The organism is Paraburkholderia diazotrophica, from assembly GCF_038900755.1.
GTDB classification, from domain to species: Bacteria; Pseudomonadota; Gammaproteobacteria; order Burkholderiales; family Burkholderiaceae; genus Paraburkholderia; species Paraburkholderia diazotrophica_A.
On sequence record NZ_JBBPEN010000006.1, the window covers coordinates 327,786 to 350,704 of the forward strand.

General features: G+C 64.0%; 22 protein-coding genes. 9 read left to right on the forward strand and 13 right to left on the reverse strand.

Going from position 1 to position 22,919, the window contains the following annotated elements; translation table 11 throughout:
- Positions 1 to 72: 72 nt before the first annotated feature.
- Positions 73 to 312, forward strand: coding sequence for a hypothetical protein (locus tag AABE10_RS21045; RefSeq protein ID WP_342935176.1), 240 nt, complete (start codon positions 73 to 75; stop codon positions 310 to 312).
- Positions 313 to 375: 63 nt separating this feature from the next.
- On the opposite strand, the gene AABE10_RS21050 is transcribed toward AABE10_RS21045, so the two are convergent.
- On the reverse strand, positions 376 to 1,317 hold the full coding sequence (locus AABE10_RS21050) for a dihydrodipicolinate synthase family protein (protein WP_342935177.1): 942 nt from the start codon (positions 1,315 to 1,317) through the stop codon (positions 376 to 378).
- Positions 1,318 to 1,330: 13 nt separating this feature from the next.
- Positions 1,331 to 3,043 (reverse strand): IlvD/Edd family dehydratase, encoded by a 1,713-nt coding sequence (locus tag AABE10_RS21055; RefSeq protein WP_342935178.1) that lies wholly within the window; start codon positions 3,041 to 3,043, stop codon positions 1,331 to 1,333.
- 470 nt (positions 3,044 to 3,513) lie between these two features.
- Between AABE10_RS21055 and AABE10_RS21060 the strand changes: the two genes are divergently transcribed.
- From AABE10_RS21060 to AABE10_RS21075, 4 genes are all read left to right on the forward strand, one after another.
- Complete coding sequence (locus AABE10_RS21060; RefSeq protein WP_342935179.1) at positions 3,514 to 4,695, forward strand: glycine betaine/L-proline ABC transporter ATP-binding protein; 1,182 nt, start codon at positions 3,514 to 3,516, stop codon at positions 4,693 to 4,695.
- Positions 4,688 to 5,593: a choline ABC transporter permease subunit gene (choW, locus tag AABE10_RS21065; protein ID WP_342935180.1), complete on the forward strand. Its 906-nt coding sequence runs from the start codon at positions 4,688 to 4,690 to the stop codon at positions 5,591 to 5,593. The genes AABE10_RS21060 and choW overlap by 8 nt, the downstream gene beginning before the upstream one ends.
- A gap of 134 nt (positions 5,594 to 5,727) precedes the next feature.
- Positions 5,728 to 6,705 carry a GlxA family transcriptional regulator gene (locus AABE10_RS21070; RefSeq protein ID WP_342935181.1) on the forward strand — a complete coding sequence of 326 codons (978 nt, stop codon included), beginning with the start codon at positions 5,728 to 5,730 and terminating at the stop codon, positions 6,703 to 6,705.
- A 24-nt stretch (positions 6,706 to 6,729) separates the two neighbouring features.
- Positions 6,730 to 7,671, forward strand: a complete 942-nt coding sequence (locus AABE10_RS21075) for a choline ABC transporter substrate-binding protein (RefSeq protein WP_342935182.1) — start codon at positions 6,730 to 6,732, stop codon at positions 7,669 to 7,671.
- A gap of 62 nt (positions 7,672 to 7,733) precedes the next feature.
- On the opposite strand, the gene AABE10_RS21080 is transcribed toward AABE10_RS21075, so the two are convergent.
- The 6 genes from AABE10_RS21080 to AABE10_RS21105 form a co-directional block, all read right to left on the reverse strand.
- Positions 7,734 to 8,888, reverse strand: coding sequence for a CmpA/NrtA family ABC transporter substrate-binding protein (locus tag AABE10_RS21080; protein WP_342935183.1), 1,155 nt, complete (start codon positions 8,886 to 8,888; stop codon positions 7,734 to 7,736).
- A 10-nt stretch (positions 8,889 to 8,898) separates the two neighbouring features.
- Positions 8,899 to 9,474, reverse strand: coding sequence for an ANTAR domain-containing response regulator (locus tag AABE10_RS21085; RefSeq protein WP_342935184.1), 576 nt, complete (start codon positions 9,472 to 9,474; stop codon positions 8,899 to 8,901).
- A 72-nt stretch (positions 9,475 to 9,546) separates the two neighbouring features.
- Positions 9,547 to 12,240: a molybdopterin-dependent oxidoreductase gene (locus tag AABE10_RS21090; protein ID WP_342935185.1), complete on the reverse strand. Its 2,694-nt coding sequence runs from the start codon at positions 12,238 to 12,240 to the stop codon at positions 9,547 to 9,549.
- A 27-nt stretch (positions 12,241 to 12,267) separates the two neighbouring features.
- Complete coding sequence (gene nirD / locus AABE10_RS21095) at positions 12,268 to 12,597, reverse strand: nitrite reductase small subunit NirD (RefSeq protein ID WP_342935186.1); 330 nt, start codon at positions 12,595 to 12,597, stop codon at positions 12,268 to 12,270.
- A 35-nt stretch (positions 12,598 to 12,632) separates the two neighbouring features.
- A complete protein-coding gene (nirB, locus tag AABE10_RS21100; protein WP_342935187.1) occupies positions 12,633 to 15,065 on the reverse strand; it encodes a nitrite reductase large subunit NirB in 2,433 nt (810 codons plus the stop codon).
- A 416-nt stretch (positions 15,066 to 15,481) separates the two neighbouring features.
- The gene (locus AABE10_RS21105; RefSeq protein ID WP_342935188.1) at positions 15,482 to 16,744 is read right to left on the reverse strand and encodes a cyanate transporter; all 1,263 of its coding nucleotides are present in this window, start codon (positions 16,742 to 16,744) and stop codon (positions 15,482 to 15,484) included.
- 222 nt (positions 16,745 to 16,966) lie between these two features.
- Here AABE10_RS21105 and AABE10_RS21110 point away from each other — a divergent pair, with 222 nt between their 5' ends.
- A complete protein-coding gene (locus AABE10_RS21110; RefSeq protein WP_342935276.1) occupies positions 16,967 to 17,674 on the forward strand; it encodes a GntR family transcriptional regulator in 708 nt (235 codons plus the stop codon).
- Between the two features lie 210 nt (positions 17,675 to 17,884).
- Here the strand turns inward: AABE10_RS21110 and infA are convergent, their stop codons facing one another.
- The 3 genes from infA to AABE10_RS21125 all read right to left on the reverse strand — a co-directional run bounded on the left by infA (position 17,885) and on the right by AABE10_RS21125 (position 19,308).
- Entirely contained in the window at positions 17,885 to 18,148 is a 264-nt protein-coding gene (infA, locus tag AABE10_RS21115; protein WP_087739287.1) for a translation initiation factor IF-1, read from the reverse strand.
- A gap of 127 nt (positions 18,149 to 18,275) precedes the next feature.
- Positions 18,276 to 18,551: a hypothetical protein gene (locus AABE10_RS21120; RefSeq protein ID WP_342935189.1), complete on the reverse strand. Its 276-nt coding sequence runs from the start codon at positions 18,549 to 18,551 to the stop codon at positions 18,276 to 18,278.
- A gap of 538 nt (positions 18,552 to 19,089) precedes the next feature.
- Positions 19,090 to 19,308 (reverse strand): hypothetical protein, encoded by a 219-nt coding sequence (locus AABE10_RS21125; RefSeq protein ID WP_342935190.1) that lies wholly within the window; start codon positions 19,306 to 19,308, stop codon positions 19,090 to 19,092.
- 285 nt (positions 19,309 to 19,593) lie between these two features.
- On the opposite strand from AABE10_RS21125, the gene AABE10_RS21130 reads away from it, so the two are divergent.
- Positions 19,594 to 20,013 carry a hypothetical protein gene (locus tag AABE10_RS21130; RefSeq protein ID WP_342935191.1) on the forward strand — a complete coding sequence of 140 codons (420 nt, stop codon included), beginning with the start codon at positions 19,594 to 19,596 and terminating at the stop codon, positions 20,011 to 20,013.
- A 36-nt stretch (positions 20,014 to 20,049) separates the two neighbouring features.
- Here the strand turns inward: AABE10_RS21130 and AABE10_RS21135 are convergent, their stop codons facing one another.
- Positions 20,050 to 20,637 (reverse strand): histidine phosphatase family protein, encoded by a 588-nt coding sequence (locus AABE10_RS21135; RefSeq protein WP_342935192.1) that lies wholly within the window; start codon positions 20,635 to 20,637, stop codon positions 20,050 to 20,052.
- Between the two features lie 233 nt (positions 20,638 to 20,870).
- Between AABE10_RS21135 and AABE10_RS21140 the strand changes: the two genes are divergently transcribed.
- Together AABE10_RS21140 and AABE10_RS21145 are read left to right on the forward strand one after the other, a co-directional pair.
- On the forward strand, positions 20,871 to 21,098 hold the full coding sequence (locus AABE10_RS21140) for a CbtB domain-containing protein (RefSeq protein WP_342935193.1): 228 nt from the start codon (positions 20,871 to 20,873) through the stop codon (positions 21,096 to 21,098).
- A gap of 21 nt (positions 21,099 to 21,119) precedes the next feature.
- The gene (locus AABE10_RS21145; protein ID WP_342935194.1) at positions 21,120 to 21,875 is read left to right on the forward strand and encodes a CbtA family protein; all 756 of its coding nucleotides are present in this window, start codon (positions 21,120 to 21,122) and stop codon (positions 21,873 to 21,875) included.
- 4 nt (positions 21,876 to 21,879) lie between these two features.
- Here AABE10_RS21145 and AABE10_RS21150 read toward each other — a convergent pair whose 3' ends face one another.
- Positions 21,880 to 22,812, reverse strand: coding sequence for a LysR family transcriptional regulator (locus AABE10_RS21150; RefSeq protein ID WP_342935195.1), 933 nt, complete (start codon positions 22,810 to 22,812; stop codon positions 21,880 to 21,882).
- Between the last annotated feature and the right edge of the window lie 107 nt (positions 22,813 to 22,919).

Genomic DNA, 22,919 nt, shown 5'->3' on the forward strand with positions numbered 1-22,919 from the left:
TAGAGCGATGACCTGTCGGGTCGGCGGCCCGTGAGCCGTTTAATCAATGCAAGGTTTTGAGGAATCAAGTCAATGAACAAGCACATCATCGCTGCCGCTCTGGCAGGTCTGTTCTCGGTCGCCGCATTCGCGCAGGCATCGGCACCTGCCGCCACGGCATCGGCTGCCGCTGCCACGGAACAGGCACCGGCGGTTGCATCGGCATCGGCCGCAAAGCATCACGCGAAGAAGCATCACGCCAGCAAGCACCACGCTCACAAGGCAGCGCCGGCAAAGGCAGCCAGCGACGAAGCAGCATCGGCAGCGCAGTAACGCGCGCGTCACGCTGAAGCTGAAGGGGGAAGCGCGCAAGCGTCTTCCCCCTTTGCATTTGCATCAGACGCGCGTCTGACGCTGGTCCGCGAACGGACGGAGCCGGCTTGCGAACCGCCGCGCGCATTCGAGTCCGAACGCGGTTGGGCGCATGCCGCGATCATGTACGACGTCGAAACCCATTCGCCATGCAGCGATGCGTTTGCCATAGCACGTCAATGCGTCGAGCGATTGCATCACGAATACGACCGACGGCAGGATGCGTTCATACAGCGCTTCGGCGTTCGCGTGATCGCCTTTGACAAAGGCGTCGAAAATAGCGGCTTGCCAGTCGAATGTATCGGGTGCAACGATCAGTCCCGCGCAACCGCCGCGAAGGTTGTCGATGAGTTCCTGTCCGCCGCGTCCATTGAAAACGGGCAGTGGGCTGCCTTGTTCGCGCAGGCGTTCTATTGTCGATTGAATGACCGTGGCCGGACCTTCACCTTTTAGCCACTGGAATTGCGGGCTCTGCGCGGAAAGCGTGACGAGCGATTGCACCGACAGGCCCACGCCCAGATACTCGGGCGCATTCTGAATTCCCACAGACACTTTTATCCGCGCCATGACTTGCGAGAAGAACTCGAAGTAGAACGATTCGGGTTTGTCGCGCATGGAAGGCGGCTGAAGGATCAGCGACGACGCGCCGTGTTCCACTGCGTAATCCGCGAGCGCGAGTTGCGCATCGACGGTATCACCTGTGATCGTGACGGCCAGCGGAACGCGGTTGCCGACGTGTTCGCGGGTCCATTCGATAAAGCGTTGTTTCTCGTCCAGCGACAGGCGGTTCGCTTCAGTCGCAAGACCCAGAATCGCGATGCCGCTCGCGCCCGCTTTGATCGTGTGATCGATCTGCGTGTGAATGGCATGCCGATCGAGCGCGTTGTCGGCGTCGAAGTACGCGTAGAGCACGGGCCATATGCCGCGCGGCGAAAACGAATCCAGGCGTGACGTGATGATCGTCATGATCGATGCCGTATCAATGCGATTCGCGCGGCACGGGTGCGCCGCTCGCGCCGACGAGGAAGTCCAGATCGGCGCCCTCGTCGGCCTGCAATACGTGCTCGACGTAGAGCCGATAGTAGCCGCGCGCCGGCAATTCAGGCGCGCGCCATGCGGCGCGGCGCCGTGAGAGCTCTTCATCGGACACGTCGAGATGCAGGCGCCGCGCGTCGACGTCGAGCTCGATCATGTCGCCCGTCTGCACGAGTGCGAGCGGCCCGCCTGCCGCCGCTTCGGGCGACACGTGCAGCACGACGGCGCCATACGCGGTGCCGCTCATGCGGCCGTCGGAAATGCGGACCATGTCCGTAATGCCTTTTTTCAGGACCTTTTTCGGCAACGGCATGTTGCCGACTTCCGCGAATCCCGGATAGCCTTTCGGTCCCGCGCCTTTGAGCACCATCACGCAGTGCTCGTCGATATCGAGCGAGTCGTCGTCGATCTTCGCGTGCAGTTCTTCGACGTTCTCGAATACCACCGCGCGGCCTCGATGCTTCAGCAACGAAGCCGTCGCCGCCGACGGCTTGATGACGGCGCCATTCGGCGCGAGATTGCCTCGGAGCACGGCGATGCCCGCGTGCGGCTTGAACGGCTCGGCGAAAGTCGTGATCACTTTCTGGTCATAGTTGGCCGCGTCGAAAACGTTCTCCCAGATCGTCTTGCCGTTGACGGTCATTGCATCGCGATGCAGAAGACCTTGTTCGCCCAGTTGACGCAGCACCGCAGGCAAGCCGCCCGCGTAATAGAAATCCTCCATCAGGTACTCGCCGGACGGCTGCAGATTCACGAGGCACGGCACGTTCGATCCGAGTTCCCAGTCTTCGAGCTTGAGGTCGACGCCGATGCGCTTTGCGAGCGCGATCAGATGCACGACGGCATTCGTCGATCCGCCGATTGCCGCGTTCGTGCGGATCGCGTTCTCGAAGGCCTCGCGCGTGAGGATCTTGTCCATCGTCACGTCGTCACGCACCATCTCGACGATGCGCCTTCCCGCGAGATGCGCAAGCACCTGGCGGCGCGCATCGACGGCGGGAATCGCCGCATTGTGCGGCAGCCCCATGCCGAGCGATTCGACCATCGACGCCATCGTCGATGCCGTGCCCATCGTCATGCAATGGCCGCGCGAGCGGTTCATGCACGATTCCGCGTCGATGAATTCCTGCTGGCTCATCGCGCCCGCGCGCACTTCTTCGGACATCTGCCACACGCCCGTGCCCGAGCCGAGCGTGCGTCCGCGAAAGCGGCCGTTGAGCATCGGCCCACCGGATACCGCTAATGCGGGCAGATTGCACGACGCCGCGCCCATCAGCAGCGCAGGCGTGGTCTTGTCGCAACCGACGAGCAGAATCACGCCGTCGATAGGATTGCCGCGTATCGACTCCTCGACATCCATCGAAGCCAGGTTGCGAAACAGCATCGCCGTGGGCCGTAAATTCGATTCGCCGAGCGACATCACGGGGAATTCGAGTGGCAGGCCGCCCGCTTCGCGCACGCCGCGTTTGACGTACTCGGCGAGCTCGCGAAAGTGGGCGTTGCAGGGCGTGAGTTCGGACCACGTATTGCAGATGCCGATCACGGGGCGGCCGTCGAATTCGTCGTGAGGAATGCCCTGGTTCTTCATCCACGAGCGATGAATGAAGCCGTCCTTGTCGTTGCCGCCGAACCAGCTTTGCGAGCGAAGTTTGCGCATGATGTCTCCTGGGTCTGCTTCGTTTTGTCTGCTTCTTCGTTGTCCTGTCGCTGCAAGATGAGCTTAGCCGATTCGCCACGCGATGCATGCATCCATGCCGTAGCGGCTCGCGTCACGGAGCAGCGCAGTTGCATTGCAGCAGAGCGCGACCACGGACAAAACCGCATCGACATCGCCGCACTTCTATGGCAGGGCAAGGCCGCGCAAGCCGCGCGACGCATCGCCTGACTCGCCGAATGGACACGCACCTTTCCACAAGCGACATGCGCATCCGCGCATCACGCACTGCACCATCGTCACAAACCCTTGCTGGGCAAGCCTTGCGCCCATCCCCTAACGGCCGTTCTCTTTTGTCCGTGTCGTATTTCCGCAAGCGTCTGTCGCAATTAGTCGGCTAGGCGGGGTTTTTTCTGGCAACTATGTAGTCACACTGTGCGGGCCGGCGCCTGCACCACGAGGAGATGGACTCAATGAAATCCCCAAAGGTCGTGGTCGAAGGATTATGTAAGGTTTTCGGACCCAACCCGAAACTGGCTCAGGACATGCTCTCGCGAGGCGCGTCGAAAGACGAGGTCTTCGCGAAAACGGGGCATGTCGTGGGCGTTCACAATGCGTCCTTCGACGTACAGGAAGGCGAGATTTTCGTGCTGATGGGCCTGTCGGGTTCCGGCAAGTCCACGCTGATCCGTCTCATCAACCGGCTCGTCGAACCGACGGCCGGCAAGGTCGTCATCGATGGCCGCGATGTTGCAGCCATCAAGCGTTCCGAGCTGACGTCGCTGCGCCGCACCGACATGAGCATGGTGTTCCAGTCGTTCGCGCTGATGCCGCAACGCACGGTGCTGGCGAATGCCGCGTTCGGTCTCGAAGTGGCGGGCATGGGACGCAAGGAGCGCGAGAAGCGCGCGCTCGACGTGCTCGAGCAGGTGGGTCTCGCGACGTTTGCGGGCAAGCTGCCATCGGAGCTGTCGGGCGGCATGCAGCAGCGCGTGGGTCTTGCGCGTGCGCTTGCCGTGAACCCGTCGCTGATGATCATGGACGAAGCGTTCTCCGCGCTCGATCCGTTGAAGCGCAAGGAAATGCAGAACGTGCTGCTGGAACTGCAAAAGAACCAGCGCCGCACGATCCTCTTCGTGTCGCACGATCTGGAAGAGGCGCTGCGCATCGGCAGCCGCATCGCGATCATGGAAGGCGGTCGCGTGGTGCAGATCGGCACGCCGCAGGACATCATCGCAAATCCCGCCGACGACTACGTGCGCGCGTTCTTCGAAGGCGTCGACACGAGCCGCTATCTGACAGCCGGCGATCTGATGCAGGCGAACGGCGTGCCCACCGTGCGCGATCTGGACCAGAAGAGCGTCGCCGAGTCGCTGAACGGCAGCGCCGAATACGCGTTCGTGCTGGATGCGGAGCGCCGCATTCGCGGCTTCGTCACGCGCGATGCGGTAGGTAACATGAGCAACGGCACGGCGTCGCTCAAGAAGATCGAATGCATTTCGCGCGGCGCGCCGCTCGACCATGTGGTGTCGCGCGTGTGCGCGAGCACGACCGCGCTGCCTGTCGTCGACGACGAAGACCGCTATTGCGGTTCCGTCGATCAGGCGGCTGTTCTGAAAGTCATTACGCGCAATCGAGGTGGTGCCCATGTCTGAGATCATTCCACTCGGCCGTTGGGTCGACCAGTCCGTTCACTATCTGCTCGACCACGACGCGAGCACGTTCGATTCGATCGGCAAGGCGATCGAGAGCTTCGCCGCAATGATCGAACATGGCCTGCAAGCCATTCCGATGTGGGCGTTGATGGCGTTCTTCATCGCGATCGGCTTGTGGCGAGTCGGCTGGCGCTTTGCAATATTCGCGACTGCTTCGCTATTGCTGATCTACGCGACGGGTTTCTGGGACCAGACGGTCATCACATTGGGCCTCACATTGTCGTCGACGCTCATCAGCCTCGTGTTCGGCATTCCGCTCGGCATCTGGGCCGCGAAGAACAAGCACGTGCAGATGATCGTGCGCCCGATTCTCGACCTGATGCAGACGATGCCCGCCTTCGTCTACCTGATTCCCGCTGCGATGCTGTTCGGCCTTGGCCGCGTGCCTGGCATTCTCTCTACCGTGATCTTCGCGATGCCGCCCGCCGTGCGTCTGACGAGCCTCGGCATCAAGCACGTGAACCGCGAAATCGTCGAAGCAGGGCAGGCCTTCGGCTGCACGCCGTGGCAACTGCTCTACAAGGTGCAGTTCCCGAATGCGCTGCCTTCGATCATGCAGGGCGTGAACCAGACGATCATGATGGCGCTGTCGATGGTGATCATCGCGTCGATGGTGGGCGCAGGCGGCTTGGGCAACGATGTGCTCGCGAGCATTCAGCGCCTCGATATCGGCCTCGGATTCGAAAGCGGTCTGTCCGTCGTGCTGCTCGCCATCATTCTGGACCGCATCACCGAGAGCTTCGGCCGCTCGCCCGGCTCGGCTGCCGCGCCGCGCTTCGCCGGTCTGCGCAGCGTGATGCGTGTGCGCCGCGAACAGGCGGTGGTCGCGCAAAGCTAAAACTCCGTCGTATCGACACTGGCGCCAGTTCTCCGGCTCGCCTGCAATACAACCAATAAGTGGTCGTCCCGCGAGAGCCTCAGGGCTCTCGCGGTGGCCGAACACACTCTTCTTTGTGCATCACGGAGCGCGACGTGTCGTCTATCAGGGCCGAAGCGGCGTTGTCGAATCTTGCGCATGTGGGCTTTCTGACGTTGCCCAGTTTTTCGATGATCGCGTTCACGAGCGCGGTCGAGGTGCTGCGAATGGCGAACTATGTGTCGCGCGCGCAGCACTATCGCTGGTCGGTCCTCACGCATGACGGCGTGCCCGTGCGGGCGAGCAACGGCATGACCGTCAAGCCGACGCGCTCGCTCGAAGAAGCGGGCATGCCCGATGTGCTGATCGTCTGCGGCGGCACGCAGATCCGCAATGCCGTCGATGCGAACATCAGAACCTTGCTCGCGGATGTCGCCGCGCAAGGCGTACCGTTGGGCGGCATCTGCACGGGCGCGTATGCGCTGATGGCGGCGGGCCTGCTCGACGGATACAGCTGCGCGGTGCATTGGGAAGATATGTCCGTGCTGCACAAGGAATATCCGCACGTGCGCTTCGCCGACGAGCTGTTCGTGATCGATCGAGATCGCTTGACGTGCACGGGCGGCACTGCGCCGCTCGACCTGATGCTGAATCTCGTCGGCAGCCGATTTGGACAGAACCTCGCGGCGCAGGTATCGGAGCAGTTCATCCTCGAACGCATCCGCAGCGCGAGCGATCCGCAGCCGATACCCGTCGATGCGCGCGTCGGCTTTTCGCGCGCCGAGCTAATCGAAGTCGTGCGGCTGATGGAAGCGAATATCGAAGAGCCTTTGTCGCTCGAAGAACTCGCGCGGCTCGTGCAGCTGTCGCAACGTCATTTGCAGCGCATGTTCAAGGTCTATCTGAACGTGTCGCCGACCCACTACTACCTGTCGCTGCGTTTGCGGCGCGCGCGCGATCTGCTGCGCACGACGGACGCATCGATTGCGCGCGTGACGGCCGTGTGCGGCTTTCACTCGCCGTGTCATTTCAGCAAAGCCTATCGCGCGCAGTTCGGCCATGCGCCGAGCGTCGAACGGCGTCAGGCGAGCTAGCAAAATTACTCCGAGGAGAATGCAATGAAACGCAAGCTGATGATGGCGGCTGCCCTGCTGGGCACGGCCGCCGCAACCGCGCACGCCGCCGATCCCGCCGTGTGCCGCAACGTCCGTTTCGCCGACGTCGGGTGGACCGACATCGCCGCGACGACGGGCCTTGCGTCGACGATCTTTCAGGGGCTCGGCTACAACCCGACGAAAACGATCGCGTCCGTGCCGATCACGTTTGCGGGCATCAAGAGCAAGCAGATCGACGTATTTCTCGGCTACTGGGCGCCGACGATGGACCCGATCATCCAGCCGTTCGTGAAGGCGGGCTCGATCAAGGTGCTCGCGACGCCGAACCTGACGGGCGCGAAATACACGCTCGCCGTGCCTGACTATGTGTATAACGGCGGCCTGAAGAACTTTAGCGACATCCAGAAGTACGCGGACAAGCTCGACGGCAAGCTTTACGGCATCGAGCCGGGCAACGACGGCAATGCGCTGATCAAGAAGATGATCGACGGCAATCAGTTCGGGCTCGGCAAGTTCAAGCTGGTCGAGTCGAGCGAGGCGGGCATGCTGGTCGAAGTGAACCGCGCGATTCGCGAGAAGAAGTGGATCGTGTTCCTCGGCTGGGAACCGCATCCGATGAACGTGCAGATGAAGATCGATTATCTTGCCGGCGGCGACGACGTATTCGGGCCGAACTACGGCGAGGCAAAAGTCTTCACGGCCACGCCGCCCGACTATGCGCAGCGTTGCCCGAATGCGGCGAAGCTCGTGTCGAACCTGCAGTTCACGACATCCATCGAGAATCACGTGATGGTCCCGATCATGAACAAGGAAGACGCGAACAAGGCCGCGCTCACGTGGCTGAAGGCGAATCCGCAAGCGCTGGACAAGTGGCTTGCGGGCGTGCAGACGATCGATGGGAAAGATGGGTTGCCGGCTGTGAAGGCTTATATCGCCACGCATTGAGTGTCGGCGATGGGGCGCCCCGGCGTGCTGCAATTCACGCCGGAGCGCAGTCGAAACATGCTTCACGCCCTGATCGAGAATCCCTTCACATAGGCCTCGTCGGCAATGCCGTTCCATTCGCGTCCGTCGATCAATAGCGAAGAGGGCGAGTGTGCAGGGACATTCACGCCCACATTCGAGGCTGCCTGACGATACAACGCCGTCTGATTGACTTCGCCAGCAATCTCTGAAAAATCTCCACGCCAGTCCGTCATTCGCCAGCGCGCGAATTGCGTAAAGAACCACGTCCCCTCTGACGGATGCGGATAGTTCACCATGCCGTCTTCGAAGAACTGCACAGCGCGGCGCTTTGCATCCGGGTTCGCATCCGAACCCGCCTTGAGCAAACGCGGCGTGATCGAACCAGCAGGCACGCCGATAAACTCATCGGCAGCAAGCCAGCGCGAGATCTCCACGCGATGCTCATCGTCGTCGAGCCAGCGGCACGCCTCGAGCATCGTTTGCACGAGCGCACGCGCCGTGTTCGGATGGCGCTTGACGAAATCGCGCCGGCTAGCGAGCACTTTCTCCGGATGATCGGGCCACACTTCGCTCGTCGCCGCAATCGTTCTGCCCACGCTTCGCTCCTGCGCGACGGCATTCCACGGCTCGCCGACGCACAGCCCGTCGAGCCGGTCCTGCGCGAGCGCATCGACCATCTGCGGCGGCGGAATGACCACGCTTTCGATATCGCGCAACGAATGCACGCCTTGCGACGCGAGCCAGTAATACAACCACATCGCGTGCGTGCCCGTCGGGAACGTCTGCGCGAAAACGGGCTTGCGGCCGAGCGTCGCGAGCGCGGCGGGCAGCGTCTTGTGTTCGTCGAGCGCGTCGGCGAGACGCTTCGACATCGTGATCCCCTGGCCGTTGCGGTTGAGCACCATCAGCACGGCCATATCGGTTTGCGGTCCGCCGAGGCCGAGCTGCACGCCATACACGAGGCCATAGAGCGCATGCGCGGCATCGAGATCGCCGGACAGCAGCTTGTCGCGGATCGCGGCCCACGACGGCTGCTTCAGCAGTTCGATCGTGAGTCCGTGCGCGTGGCCGAATTCGAGCAGCTTCGCGGCGACGAGCGGCGCGGCATCGCTGAGCGCGACGAAGCCCAGGCGCAAGTGAGTCTTTTCGAGCGTGCCCGTTTCGTCGAAGGAGCGGATGTGTGCGGAAGTGTTCATGGACAGCGCCTCAATCTGGCGAGCCGGCCGTGGCGACGATCTGGCGCGCGACCTCGGCGAGCTTCACGCCCTGATTCATCGCTCGCTTGCGCATCGTCGCGTAGGCGGCATTTTCGGTCATCTTCTGCGAGTCCATCAGCAGGCGTTTCGCGCGGTCGATCAGCTTGCGCTCGGCGAGTTCGTTCTCGGCCTGCGCAAGCCGCTCGCGCAGTTGCGACTCCTGTGCAAAGCGCGCGAGCGCGACTTCGAGTATCGGCGCGAGACGCTGTGTCTCGAGCCCTTCGACGAGATACGCGGTGACGCCTGCGCTGACGGCGTCGCGAATCAGCTGCTGGTTCGCGTCGTTGCTGAACATCAGCACGGGGCGCGGCGCCGTCGCGTTCATCACGGCAAGCTGTTCGAGCGTATCGCGCGACGGCGATTCCGTGTCGATGATGATGACGTCCGGCCGTTCGCTTTCGACGGTCTTGTGCAGCGCTTGCGGCGAGGCCGTGGCGGCGAGCATGTGATAGCCGAGCCGCGCGAGCACGTCGCGCAACTCGCCGATCGGCTTGTCGGTATCGGTTACGAGCAAAACGCGCAGCATGGATGGCACGGCATCGAATGGTGTGGGTTCAAGCAGGTTCGTTGCGTCGGATCGCGGGTTCCGCCCTACGCTTCAACTGGCGACAGCAACAGTCTCGCACATTCGCTTCAATTCCGGCACACACGACCCACAGACCGTGCCGCAACCGAGCGCCGCTTTCAGCTCGGGCACTGTCGCGCCGTGCGCGATCGCCTCGTTGATGCGCGATTCCTTCACCTGCTTGCAGCTGCACACGACGCGATCGCGCGGCGCCGCATGCTGACGTTGCTGTGAGAACGCGGCGAAGCGCGGGCCGAGCCACGGCTGCGCGGCGCGCAGTTGCTCCATCAGCGTGTCGCCGTTCGCGACATCGCCCGCGAGCACAAAGCCGTCGATCACGTTGTCGCGCCAGATCACGCGCTTGTCCGTTTGACGCCGCGCATCGCGGTACTCGAGCGTGTCGTCGCCCTTGGGCAGATCGAGCGCGGCGTAGACGCGTTCGAGCCAGCCTTGCGGCGCTTCGGCGTGAGCGGCTCGCAGCACGATCAGATCGCCTTCCTCGAACGACACCGATGCATACGCGCATTCCGCGAGCAGCGGCTGCACGGCCGCGTGCATCGCGAGCGTGTCGCCGCGGCGCGCGGCGAGCACGCGCCAAGGCAGTTCGGCGCGTTCGATGCGCACGGCCGCGTGCTTCAGTTCAGGCTGCTTCGAATGCGGATCGACGGCGCCGTGCGTCGTTTCGTTGATGCCGCCGCTGGCGAGGAACTGGCCGCTCCAGTGCATCGGCGCGTACACGGTGCCCGAGGGCACGTCGCTTGAAAGCTGCAACGGCAGCACGAGGGCGCCGCGGCGGCTCGCGATGCGCACGAGGTCGCCTTCGCTCAGGCCGCGTCGCGTGGCATCCGCGCGTTGCATCGTGAGCGCGGGTTCCGGCGCATGCGAGAACAGCTTGCCGACGCGCCCCGTGCGGCTCATGCCGTGCCACTGGTCGCGTAGCCGGCCCGTGGTCAGACGGAACGGATAGCGCGCGTTGACGGCATCGGCGACGCCCAGATACGGCGTCGCGTGAAAGCGCGCCTTGCCGTTGCCGGTCGCGAACACGCCGTCCGTGTAGCGGCGCGCTTCGGCTTCTTTTGCATCGGCGCGATAGGGCCATTGCTGCGGACCCGCTTCGTCGAGCAGCCCGTAGCTGATGCCCATGATGTCGAGATCGCGGCCCTGCGTCAGCGTGCGGTGTTCGTCGAAAATCGCTTGCGTCGATGCATAGCCGAACAGCGTCGAGCCTGCATGCGCGATGCGCTTTTCGAGGCGCTGCGCGATTTCGCGGGCGATCCACCAGTCGGGCTTCGCGTCGCCGGCAGGCTCGACTGCGGCGCGCACGCGCGAAATGCGGCGCTCGGAATTCGTGACCGTGCCGGACTTCTCGCCCCACGTCGCGGCGGGCAGCACGACGTCCGCGAACGGAACGGTGTCCGTCTGCATGAACGCCTCCTGCACGACGACGAATTCGGCCTTGCTCAATGCCTCGCGCACCTTCGCGATATCGGGCATCGAGTGAGCAGGATTCGTGCACGCGATCCATACGGCCTTGATCTTGCCGCTGCGCATCGCCTCGAACATCTCGACGGCGGGGAGACCCGGGCGATCGGACAGGCGCGCGGCGTCGGCGAGGCCCCAGAGCTTCGCCACTTCGTCGCGATGCGCGGCGTTGCCGATGTCGCGATGCGCAGCCAGCATCGTCGCCATGCCGCCGACTTCGCGCCCGCCCATCGCGTTTGGCTGACCTGTCAGCGAAAATGGGCCCGCGCCGCGTTTGCCGATCTGGCGCGTCGCGAGATGCAGATTGATCAGCGCGAGATTCTTGTCGGTGCCGTGGCTCGACTGGTTCAGGCCCATGCAGTAGAGCGACAGCGCGGCATCGCTCGCGCCGAACCACTCGGCTGCCTGCATCAGATCGTGTTCCGCGATGCCGCACAATTCGGCGGCCGCGCGCGGCGTGAACTCGCGCACGAGACGCTTCAATGCATCGAAACCTTCCGTGTGACGCTCGATGTAATCGCGATCGATCAGCCCCTCCCAGATCAGGTGATGCAGCATGCCGTTGAAGAGCGCGACGTCGGTGCCGGGTTGAATCTGCAGATGCAGGTCGGCCATCGACGCCGTATCCGTGCGGCGCGGATCGACGACGATCCAGCGCACGGCCGGGTTCTTCGCCTTCGCGTCTTCGAGCCGGCGAAACAGCACGGGATGCGCCCACGCCATGTTGCTGCCCGCGAACAGCACGGTCTGCGCATGTTCGAGATCGTCGTAGCACGTGGGCGGGCCGTCCGCGCCGAGCGCCATCTTGTAGGCGGCGACGGCGCTCGACATGCACAGCCGCGAATTCGTATCGATGTTGTTCGTGCCGATCAAGCCCTTCGCGAGCTTGTTGAATACGTAATAGTCTTCTGTCAGCAACTGGCCCGACACGTAAAACGCGACGGCGTCCGGGCCATGCCGTTCGATCACGTCGGCAAAGCGCGCGGCGACGTGATCGAGTGCATCGCTCCATTCGACGGGGCGGCGTGCTTCCGCGCGATACATGCGCATTTCAGGGCGGAGCGCGCGGCCCGTCAGGCTCTGCGCACTCGACGCGAGCGCGAGCCCCTTGCTGCACAGCCTGCCGAAATTCGCGGGATGCTCGGGGTCGCCCTGAACATCCGTGATGCGCCCGTTCTCCGCTTCGATCAGCACGCCACAGCCGACGCCGCAATAGCAGCAGGTGGATCGGGTAACGGTTTTCATCGTGACTCCCTGTTGCCGCGACGACACTCAGTCAAGGTCCAGCCACACCGCGCCGTCGCTGTCGACGCGCACGGGGAAATGACGCGCGCAGCCTTCGTCGGGGGCTTTCGCGGCGCCGCTCGCCAGATCGATATTCCACGCGTGCAGCGGGCACGTGACCGTTTCGCCGTGCACGATGCCTTGCGACAGCGCGCCGCCCTTGTGCGGGCAATGGTCGAGCAGCGCGAAGACGTTGTCGGCGGCCGTGCGGAAGATCGCGACGTTGCCGCCGTCGCGTTCGAGCACGCGGCTGCCCAGGCGCGGAATATCGGCGACGTCGCACACGCGCGTCCAGGAGTGAGTGACCTGCATGTCCATGTTTCTCTGTCCTCTGCGTTGTCCGGTGCCGCGCTTCAGGCGACGACCTTGAGCGGAATGTATTCGTGCTTCTGCTTGCCGCCGATGCGCGCTTCCCACGGATCGGGCAAGCCTTCGAGCGAATAGAGCAGGCGCTCGTACAGTGCGTTGCGATTCGCCGCATCGTCGACCACTTTCTGCTTCACGTAGTCGAGCCCGACACGCGCGATGTAATGCACGGTGCGGTCGAGGTAATACGCTTCCTCGCGATACAGTTGCAGGAACGCGCCCGTGTATTCCTTCACCTCTTCGGCCGTCTTCACCTTCGCGAGAAATTGCGCGACTTCCGTCTTGATGCCGCCGTTGCCGCCCACGTACAGTTCCCAGCCGCTGTCGACGGCGATCACGCCCACGTCCTTGATGCCCGCTTCCGCGCAGTTGCGTGGACAGCCGGATACGGCGAGCTTCACCTTGTGCGGTGACCACATGTTCGCGAGCATCGTTTCGAGGTCGATGCCCATCTGCGTGCTGTTCTGCGTGCCGAAGCGGCAGAACTCGCTGCCCACGCACGTTTTCACGGTGCGGATCGACTTGCCGTATGCGTGCCCCGACTTCATGCCGAGGTCCTTCCACACGTTCGGCAGGTCTTCCTTCTTCACGCCAAGCAGGTCGATGCGCTGGCCGCCCGTCACCTTGACCATCGGCACGTTGTATTTGTCCGCGACATCGGCGATGCGGCGCAACTCCGCCGGGTTCGTCACGCCACCCTTCATCTGCGGGATGACGGAGAACGTGTTGTCCTTCTGGATGTTCGCGTGCACGCGTTCGTTGACGAACCGGCTTTGCGGATCGTCGACGGCTTCGCGCGGCCACGTCGACAGCAGGTAGTAGTTGATCGCGGGGCGGCACGTCGCGCAGCCGTTCGGCGTGCGCCATTCGAGGAAGTCGTATACGTCGCGATGCGTGAGCAGATGCTGGTCGCGGATCGCCTTGCGCACTTCGCCGTGGTTGCGGTCCGTGCACGCGCAAATGGCCTTTGTTTTAGGGGTTTCCTGAAAGTCGGAGCCGACGGTGCTCATCAGGATCTGCTCGACGAGACCCGTGCACGAGCCGCATGAGCTCGCGGCCTTCGTGTGCTTCTTCACGTCGTCGACGGTGAAGAGTCCTTTTTCCGTGATCGCCTTGACGATCGTGCCCTTGCATACGCCATTGCAGCCGCACACTTCGTCGCTGTCGGCCATCGCGGCGGCGCGGCTCTGGCCTTGCACGCCCGCGTCGCCGACACTCGATTCCCCGAACATGATGTGATCGCGCAACTCGCCGAGCTTGCGGCCTTCGCGCAGCAGCTTGAAGTACCACGCACCGTCGGCGGTATCGCCATAGAGGCACGCGCCAACGAGCTGATCGTCCTTGATCACGAGCTTTTTGTAGACGCCGCCCGACGGGTCCGACAGCACGATTTCCTCCGTGCCTTCGGTGCCCATGAAGTCGCCGGCCGAGAAGAGATCGATGCCCGTCACCTTGAGCTTGGTCGACATCACCGAGCCCTTGTAGCTGCCGATGCCCATCAGCGCGAGGTGATTCGCGCACACCTTCGCCTGCTCGAAGAGGGGCGCGACGAGACCATACGCGATGCCGCGATGGCTCACGCATTCGCCGACGGCATAGATGCGCGGATCGTACGTTTGCAGCGCATCGCTCACGACCACGCCGCGATTGCAGTAGAGGCCCGCCGCTTCCGCGAGCGCGGTGTTCGGACGAATGCCCGCTGCCATCACGACGAGATCGGTCGCGAGCGTATCGCCGTTCCTGAAGCGCACGCCCGCCACTTCACCCGCATCGTTGCCGATGATTTCCGTCGTCGCCGTGCTCAACAGGAAGCCGAGGCCGCGCGCTTCGAGCGAGCGTTGCAGCAGCTTGCCCGCCGTCGCGTCGAGCTGACGTTCGAGCAGCGTGTCGGCGAGATGCACGACGGTCACGTCCATGCCGCGCAGCTTCAGGCCGTTCGCCGCCTCGAGCCCGAGCAGCCCGCCGCCGATCACCACCGCGTGCTTTTTGACGGCGGCCGTATCGATCATCGTCTGCGTGTCGTAGATGTCGCGATACGTGATTACGCCTTTCAGCGTGTTGCCGGGGATGGGCAGGATGAAGGGCGTCGAGCCCGTCGCGATCAGCAGGCGGTCATAGTGTGCCTCGGTGCCGTCGCTCGCGACGACCTTGCGGCGCACGCGGTCGATGCGCTCGACGGTCTTGCCCATGTGCAGCGCGATGCCGTTCGCTTCGTACCATTCGAGCGGATTGAGAACGATGTCGTTGAAGGTCTGCTCGCCTGCTAGCACGGGCGACAGAAGAATGCGGTTGTAGTTCGGATGCGGCTCGGCCCCGAAGACAGTGATGTCGTAGTGGTCGGGCGCGATCGTCAGCAACTCTTCGAGCGTGCGGATGCCGGCCATGCCATTGCCGATGACGACGAGTCGGGGTTTGCTCATGATCGATGTTCTGTCGTGGGTCGCGCCGGGATGCTTTGCCCGATGCGACGAACGTCGAACGTCATTGCCCGACCGATTATGGCGCTCCGCGGCACTCTGTTCTCTCGCGCGATGTCGCGCGGAATGCCGCGTTGCCGGGTTCCTGCGTGGCTGCGCCTTCCCGTCGCCGCCCCGCGTGCCGCCTTGCGCCCTTGCAAGGAGCGCTCACCTATTTGCAACTAGCATGCCATCTGGCAGCAATCGCTGGGAGCCTTGCTGGACAAGGCTTCGCGGATTACTCGCCGAGTTCTTGTATTGCACCGCAGCAGTGCGCGGCGCGGCCCGCTGCACTCATTTAGCGCGGTCAAGCGCATTGACGGCGCGCGCATTGCGTTGCGTGGGCGTTGTGTCGCGCGGCGCGAAGTGGAGGGGGAGCGCTATCGCGGCCCGAGCCAGCGCCCGTAGCTGCGCGGCGAGAACGCGAAGGTCAGCGCGATCATTGCGGCAATGCAGACTGCAAGCATGATCCACGCAGCGGCGAAGCCGCCCGTCAGATCGCGCAGACGCCCCGCGATCACGGGCGAAATCGCCGCGACGATAAAGCCGATGCCCTGCACGAACGCGACGAGCCGCCCGGCGATGCGGTGATCGTCGGCGTGATCGAGGGCGGTCACGAGCGTCAGCGAGAAGGTCCCGCCGAGCCCCGCGCCGGCGATCGCGATCCACGCGAGCGGCGCATCGTCGGGAAACGCGAGCAGCCCGACGATGCCGAGCAGTTGCGCGGACAGACCCGCGACGAGCCACGGCCTGCGGTCGCGGAACGACGAGGCGGCGAGCGGCAGCAGCAACGCGGACGCGGCCTGGAAGACGGTCATCGCCGCGAGCAGCGAGCCGCTGTGCGCGACGCTCGCGCCGCGCTGCTGGTAGTACGCGGGCAGCCACGCGACGAGCGTCGTATAGCCGCCGTTGACGAGGCCGAAGTGCAGCCCGAGCGACCACGCGCGGCGCTTGCGCCACATCGCAACGGATCGCGTGCGCGGCTGCGGGTCCGCTGACCGCAAGGCGCGAGCATCGGACGATGTCGACGTCGAACGATGCAGCGCGAGCCAGCATGCGCATGCGAGCGCGGCGGGCGCGGCCCAGATCGCGAGGCCCGCGTGCCACGAATCGAAGGCGCGCGCGATGTAAGGGCTCAGGCTCGCGCCGAGTCCGCCGCCACCCATGATGGACGCGGAGAACAGGCCCATCGCGAGCGGCACGCGCGCATGAAAGCGCTGCTTCATCACGCCGGGCAGCAGCGCCTGAATGGCCGCGACGCCGATGCCGGCGAACAGCGCCGTCGTCAGCAAGGCGATGCCGCTCGATGCGGTCAGGCGCGCGCCGCACGCGAGAGCGATGGCCAGAAGCCCCAGCGCGACGCCGCGCGTCTCGCCGACGACGCGCGTAAGCATGCCCGCGCCAAGCGCGCCGAACCCCATCGCGACGACAGGCAGGCTCGTCAGAAGCGATGCGCCGGAAAAGCTCAGGCCTGTGGCGGCGCGAATCGTCGCCATCAACGGACTGACCGACGTCAGCAGCGGGCGCAGATTGAGGCCGATCGCAACGATCGCGGCAAGCCAGATGCCGTCGTTCCACGATAGGCCGGTGGCTGCCTTCGGGCGCGAGATCTGGGTGTTGTCGATGCCGGGAGTCTGGTTCACTGGAATGCCTTGCAAGAAAAGCGTGGATTTTGGTCAACCATAATAGCTTAAAATGGTTAACCATTTCTCCGTGAACGGGTATCTCCGGTATTTGCAAGGCCGCGTCCGATGCCTGATGCAGTCACGCCCGCCGATGGCTACAATACGGCCGCTTCAGGCGCTTTTTCGCGCCGCTGTCTGTGCCGCCCGTTGCCTGGCTACGTCAGTCCATCTCACATCATCATGGCCTCACGCACGAAAACTCCGCCACCCGCCACCGACGACGACAACGTCGAGGAACGCATCTACGCGTCGATTACGAAGGCGCTGCTCGAAGGCCGTCTGCGTCCGGGCGCGCAACTCGTGGAGCGCGATCTCGCGGCCGCGTTCGGCTGCACGCGCGGCGCGCTGCGCAAGGTGCTCGCGCGGCTCGGGTTCGAAGGCAAGCTGGTGCTCGAAGCGAATCGCGGCGCGTTCGTGCCGTCGCCGTCGGAGGACGACGTGCGGCAGGTTTACCGGGCGCGGCAGATCGTCGAGGCGGGCATCGTCACGGCGCTATGCGGCGCGTTGTCGGCGCAGGACAGGCGTCTTTTGAAAGCGCATGTCGCAAGTGAGAAGAAGGTCTTGAAGCAAGGGCGCGTGGACGAGCAGGTGCGCCTTGCCGGGCAGTTTCATGTGCTGCTTACGCAGATCGCGGGTGGCGCGGAGCTGCAGGGTTTCGTCGCGCAACTGGTCGCGAAGACGGAGTTGTACAAGGCGCTCTTCGATCCGTCGAAGGGCACGACCTGTTCCGCCGATGAGCACGCGCAGCTCGTCGAAGCGCTCGACAGCGGCGATCTGCCCGCCGCGCTCGAAGCGATGCGCATGCATCTCGCGGAACTGGAGGAACGCGTCGTGACGCGCATGCAGACGAGCGCGAGCGACGATGTGAGCGCCGTATTCGGCGCGTGAGGCGGGGATAGGTTGCGCGCGATGCGTCGCCTGTATTGCCGGCGCGTGCCGGCACATCGTCAGCGCGTTGACGGCAGATTGTGAGCGCGTGCCAGCGCATGGCCAGCGCATCGCCGGCGCACCATGCGCATGCATCGTGCGCCAAAGAGTTGTCAGCGTCCGGCCGTATCAGGCGCGACGCGCATGAAGAGGAAACGGTGAGAGGGAACGTCAGCGACGGCGCATGGGTGCGCTACGCGGTGCGCTGCTGCGCTCGTCCTTGTGACGGAAGTTGATGCGCCCTTTGGTCAGGTCGTAGACCGACAGTTCGAGCGTTACGCGATCGCCCGCGAGGATGCGGATGTGATTCTTGCGCATGCGTCCCGACGCATATGCGCCCACGACGACGCCGTTATCCAGCGTCACGCGATAGCGGCTGTCGGGCAGCACTTCGTCGACAATGCCGTCCAGTTCAATGAGGTCTTCTTTCGCCATGCAAACTCCTGGTCGATGAGGGAAGGGTGCCGCGCGTGGCGCGCAGCGTGTCTTGCGCGGCAGCCCATACGCTGTCGCGGTGATGCGTGTGAAGCAGGCGGAACGCGCCTTGGGCGGCGCGTGTGCGTCAGAGGTCGGAAACGGTTTGACCGTCGACCTGACCGTCGATCACCTGCGCCGCATGTTCCATGCAGGCCATGCGTGCCTTGCCCGCGCCTTCGAACGGCCGGAACTGCGCGATGCGGAACACGCGACCTTCGTCCGCGGCACTCGCGCCGACGCGGCAGATGCGCACCGACGCGTCGTAGCCGCCGTCGATCGAATTGCGATTGGTCACGCCGCTCGCCGTGCGGCGCGGATAGACGAGCGGATGAATTTCATAGCCTTTGTAGGTCTTGACCATATGCGTACTCCTGTCGTGCGGGTTGCCCGCGCGCGCAATGAATGAGCGATGCGCGGCGAGCGGAGCAACCGGCGGCGCGGCAATATGAGCGCGCCGCAATGGAAAAATGTTGGCGTGAGCCGTAAGCGCTGGCTCGGACGCAGCCGCGATACACGCGGAACGATGGAGAACACTACGTTGATGCCGCGAAGGCACCCGACGCATGACGAATGTCACTCTGTTTGGTATTGGCACGTAGCGCGATGCCGGAGTGACGGGGACCGCCGACGCCTGCCGCCTGCTTTTATTGCGGTGGCTGAACGGCTGTGATGTAACGCGATTAGTTCAACGATTCCTGCAACCTGGCGCAACGCGATAAAGACGTTGAACAACATTGAAGCGTTGCGATCATGCAGAGCGCCAGATCATGCCGGCGAATGACTGCAATACGTATATTATGCCCTAAAAACAGGCCTCTGTGTAGCGCAGGCTTCGTTATATCGGCATCTGCCGGGCGAAACGGATCGAGCGGCGCCCACAGCGCACGCAATGAATGGGATCATTCAGCAGTCTGCGTCGTGCGCTTTTGCAGCTCGCGCGTCGCGGCGAGGGGAATGCGCGCGTCATCCCATTTCGCCAGCCATTCGACTTCGTTCGACGTGAAGATCTGGCCGTGATTGCGCAGCGCATATTGCAGCGAGTCGATGATGTGGTTGCGGATGATCTCGGGCGTGCGTGCATCGTCGAGTACGGTACGAAACGCTTCGAGCGTAGCCATCAGGTTTGCCTCTTGTCGGTGAACGCTTGTGAAAGACCTGATCGTTATCGCACGTCAAAAAGCGCGGTGCCACGCGGTCAAAATTCGCGCGCGTGTTCATGACGCGATTCGCACGCGCGACGATGCGTGCATGAGATGTTGGGTACGACCCTTGCAAAGGCGTGGCGCTCGATCGCCGATCAAATGCCCGGAACGAAGTCAGGCACTTCAAGCTCGAAATGTGCGGTCCCAGGACTCATACTCGAGCCACATAAACCCGATGCCCCAAGCGACACGAGGCACCTCATGACATTCAGAACGATTGCGCCCCTTGCGCTATGGACGGTCGCTCAACTGTCGGTCGCGGCGACGGGCGATGCGTCCTGCGGCGTGCTGTCGGGCGCGAGCGGCGGGGCGGGCGCATCGAGCGCGTCGAGCGCTTCAAGCGTCTCGGCGGCGAACGGCTTTGCGCTGCGCGACGGCGAGCCCGTCGATTTCATCGCGGGCGGCAAGACGGTGCGCGGCACGCTGCACGTGATGTCGGATGGCGGCGTCTATCGCGCGTACTGGCAGCCACAAGGCCGCCCCGAGCGCTACGTGCTCGCAAACGCGGGCACGGATGCCGTGCGCCTGATCGCGATGCCGGTGCAAGGCACGCCCGCCACGAACGGCATGCCCGGCACGACCGTCAATGCGCAGCAGGTGTTGTCGTGCCCGGCCTTATGATCATTACGGTCCTATGAGCTTAGGGTGCCGATGAGCTTAGGGTGCCGATGCGCGATGAGCGGGCCACCACGTCCAGCCGCGCTCGCCGCGCTGCAATTCGACGATCGAAAGCGGCGCGATCTCCATCCGCGCAAACGCATCGGATGGCGCGCGCAGCACGTGCAACAGCGCCGCGCGTATCACGGGCGCGTGCGTGATCGCGAGCGTGGTGCCGTCACGTTCACGTTCGAATGCATCGAGCCAGCGGCCCACGCGCAGCATCAGCGCGTCGAACGATTCGCCGCCATGCGGTGCCGCCGACGGATTGCGCGTCCATGCCTCGAGCGCTTCGGGCTCTTCGTTCGCAAGCTCGCTCAGACGTTTGCCGCGCCAGCGTCCATAGTCGATATCGACCAGATCCGGCGCGATGGCGGCGTCGAGTCCGAGCGCCCGAGCGGTGTCGAGCGCGCACGCAGCGGGGCTGCTCAGCGTGGAATCGACGGCGTTCAGCAGAGTCTCGTTCGACGCACGAAATCGCCCCGTTTCGGCGATGCCGCGCGCGTCGAGCGGTTCGTCAGCGGGGAATGCGCCTTTGCGCTGTGCGGCCGTCGCCGGGTGGCTGATCAACAACAGGCGTGCGCGCATGACGGGCTCTTATTAGGGAACGGGAAGAAAGTAGCAAGCGTGCGCGAGTTTAGCGCGTAGAATAGACGCCACTCGAAGCGCGGAAGCCGGTGCAAGCCCGGCGCGGTCGCGCCACTGTAATCGGTAGTGAATGCGTAAGCAGTCATGCAGTACACAAGCCGGAAGCCAGACCCAAGCTTCGACTTCATCCTGAATCGACTATCGGGGCGCGCAACCCCAAGGAGATGTCCGTCATGAACGACGCCTTTCTCGACCACACCGGTCAATCCATCCAGCCCGCTCAACCCACGCCGATCCCGCTGCGCGAACTGCTGCCGTGGGTGATCTTCGGCGGGCTGCTGATGCTGCTCGCGCTGTATTTCATCGGCGCCGAACAGGGCGCGACTTCGCTGATTCCCGGCATGTACGTGCACGAGTTCGTGCACGACGGCCGCCATTTGCTCGGCTTTCCTTGCCACTGACCGCATAGGGGAGTCATCGCCATGGTTGGGAAGCTGTTGATGCGAGGGATGCTCGCAGGCATCGTCGCGGGCCTGCTCGTGTTCGCGTTCGCGCGCGTCGCGGGGGAGCCGCTGGTCGACACGGCGATCTCGTTCGAAGAAAAGATGCATGCGGCGCACGATCACGGCGACGCGCACGAAGAAGAGCTCGTCAGCCGCGGCACGCAGGCGGGCCTCGGCTTGCTGACGGGCGTCGTCGCATATGGGATGGCGTTCGGCGGGCTGTTCGCGCTGACCTTCGCGTATCTGCATGGCCGCGCCGGCGAACTCGGCGCCCGTGCGTTGTCGGCCTGGCTCGCGCTCGGCGCGTTCGTCGCCGTCGTGCTCGTTCCGACCATCAAGTATCCGGCGAATCCGCCTTCCGTCGGCGACCCGGACACGATCGGCATGCGCACCGGGCTCTTCTTTCTGATGATCGTCACGTCGATCGTCGTGATGGTGTTCGCGATGAAAGTCCGCAAGCATCTGCTGCCGCGGCTCGGGCAGTGGAACGCGTCGATCGTGGGCGGCATCGTGTTCGTCGCCATCGTCGCCGCGATCCAGATCGCGCTGCCGGCCGTCAACGAAGTGCCCGAAGCATTCCCGGCTGTCGTGCTGTGGAAGTTCCGCATGACGGCGCTCGGCATGCAGGCGCTCATGTGGGCGACCATCGGCCTGCTGTTCGGCGCGATGGTCGAGCGCAGCGAACGCATTGCGCGCGCGTCGGGCGCGGCGGCGCGCAAGTCGGCTTATCAGTAACGCGTCATCGACGCGTCCGCGCACCAACGCGCGGGCGCGTGCGGCTATCTTTTCCACTTGCTTTCCGCTCGACCGCCATCTCCAGAAACCGCGCGAGACACGGATTGCGGTTCGACGGCGACCACACGAGCAGCTGCGAAATCGTCGGCGCATCGGCGAGCGGTTTGAATACGACGCCCGGCAGTTGCGCCTTGCGCATCGACTCGGGCACGAGCGCAATGCCCACGCCTTCGTCGACGAGACTCAGCACCGTCTGCTGCAATTGGACCTCGAAGCGCACATCGGGCGTGAAGCCGCCTTGCAGGCAATGATCGACGATGGTCGCGCGCAGGCTCGGCGCAACGGCTTCCGACGCCATCACGAACGGCTCTCGCGCGAGCTGCGCGATCTTCAGATGCCGTGCCCGAGCGAGTGCATGATCGCGCGATAACGCAGCGCACAGCGGCTCGGTGAAGATCGTGCGCGTGTCGAGCCCTTTGTCGGGCGCGCCCGGAAACATGATCGCCGCGTCGATCTGCGCGTTGAGCACCTGCGACGCGAGATCGTTCGACACCACTTCGCGCAGATTCAGCGTCACGTCGGGATGCGCGCTGCCATAAGCGCGCGCATAGGCGGGCAGCACGCTATACGCCGCGCACATCGTGAAGCCGATGGTCAACTGGCCCATATCGCCGACGGACGCCGCGCGCGCATTTTTCGCGGCCTGTTCGATCGACGCGAGGATCGCTTTAGCATCGGCATAAAAGCGTTCGCCCGCGGCCGTCAGCGTGACGCTGCGCGGCGTGCGCTCGATCAGCGTCACGCCGAGCGACGCTTCCAGCGACGCCAGTTGCCGGCTCAGCGGCGGTTGCGACAGGTGGAGGCGGGCAGCCGCGCGGCCAAAGTGCAGCGTTTGCGCGAGCGTGACGAAATAGCGAAGCGGCTTGACGTCGAGCATGATGCAGAAAGGGTATCGTCGAGGGTTTGAATCAGTATTGGATTGTATCGGGGTAAACGGCTTACGCTTGCACGTCTCCGCTTTCTCGCGTTTGCGCGCCGTCACTC

Coding starts and splice junctions, on each gene's coding strand:
- AABE10_RS21125 (WP_342935190.1), bottom strand. CDS start 19,308: ATGGCTACGCTCGAAGCGTTTCGTACCGTACTCGACGATGCACGCACG.
- nirD (WP_342935186.1), bottom strand. CDS start 12,597: ATGGACATGCAGGTCACTCACTCCTGGACGCGCGTGTGCGACGTCGCC.
- choW (WP_342935180.1), top strand. CDS start 4,688: ATGTCTGAGATCATTCCACTCGGCCGTTGGGTCGACCAGTCCGTTCAC.
- AABE10_RS21075 (WP_342935182.1), top strand. CDS start 6,730: ATGAAACGCAAGCTGATGATGGCGGCTGCCCTGCTGGGCACGGCCGCC.
- AABE10_RS21060 (WP_342935179.1), top strand. CDS start 3,514: ATGAAATCCCCAAAGGTCGTGGTCGAAGGATTATGTAAGGTTTTCGGA.
- AABE10_RS21085 (WP_342935184.1), bottom strand. CDS start 9,474: ATGCTGCGCGTTTTGCTCGTAACCGATACCGACAAGCCGATCGGCGAG.
- AABE10_RS21080 (WP_342935183.1), bottom strand. CDS start 8,888: ATGAACACTTCCGCACACATCCGCTCCTTCGACGAAACGGGCACGCTC.
- AABE10_RS21135 (WP_342935192.1), bottom strand. CDS start 20,637: ATGCGCGCACGCCTGTTGTTGATCAGCCACCCGGCGACGGCCGCACAG.
- AABE10_RS21120 (WP_342935189.1), bottom strand. CDS start 18,551: ATGGTCAAGACCTACAAAGGCTATGAAATTCATCCGCTCGTCTATCCG.
- AABE10_RS21130 (WP_342935191.1), top strand. CDS start 19,594: ATGACATTCAGAACGATTGCGCCCCTTGCGCTATGGACGGTCGCTCAA.
- AABE10_RS21050 (WP_342935177.1), bottom strand. CDS start 1,317: ATGACGATCATCACGTCACGCCTGGATTCGTTTTCGCCGCGCGGCATA.
- AABE10_RS21110 (WP_342935276.1), top strand. CDS start 16,967: ATGGCCTCACGCACGAAAACTCCGCCACCCGCCACCGACGACGACAAC.
- AABE10_RS21045 (WP_342935176.1), top strand. CDS start 73: ATGAACAAGCACATCATCGCTGCCGCTCTGGCAGGTCTGTTCTCGGTC.
- AABE10_RS21150 (WP_342935195.1), bottom strand. CDS start 22,812: ATGCTCGACGTCAAGCCGCTTCGCTATTTCGTCACGCTCGCGCAAACG.
- AABE10_RS21055 (WP_342935178.1), bottom strand. CDS start 3,043: ATGCGCAAACTTCGCTCGCAAAGCTGGTTCGGCGGCAACGACAAGGAC.
- AABE10_RS21145 (WP_342935194.1), top strand. CDS start 21,120: ATGGTTGGGAAGCTGTTGATGCGAGGGATGCTCGCAGGCATCGTCGCG.
- AABE10_RS21090 (WP_342935185.1), bottom strand. CDS start 12,240: ATGAAAACCGTTACCCGATCCACCTGCTGCTATTGCGGCGTCGGCTGT.
- infA (WP_087739287.1), bottom strand. CDS start 18,148: ATGGCGAAAGAAGACCTCATTGAACTGGACGGCATTGTCGACGAAGTG.
- nirB (WP_342935187.1), bottom strand. CDS start 15,065: ATGAGCAAACCCCGACTCGTCGTCATCGGCAATGGCATGGCCGGCATC.
- AABE10_RS21140 (WP_342935193.1), top strand. CDS start 20,871: ATGAACGACGCCTTTCTCGACCACACCGGTCAATCCATCCAGCCCGCT.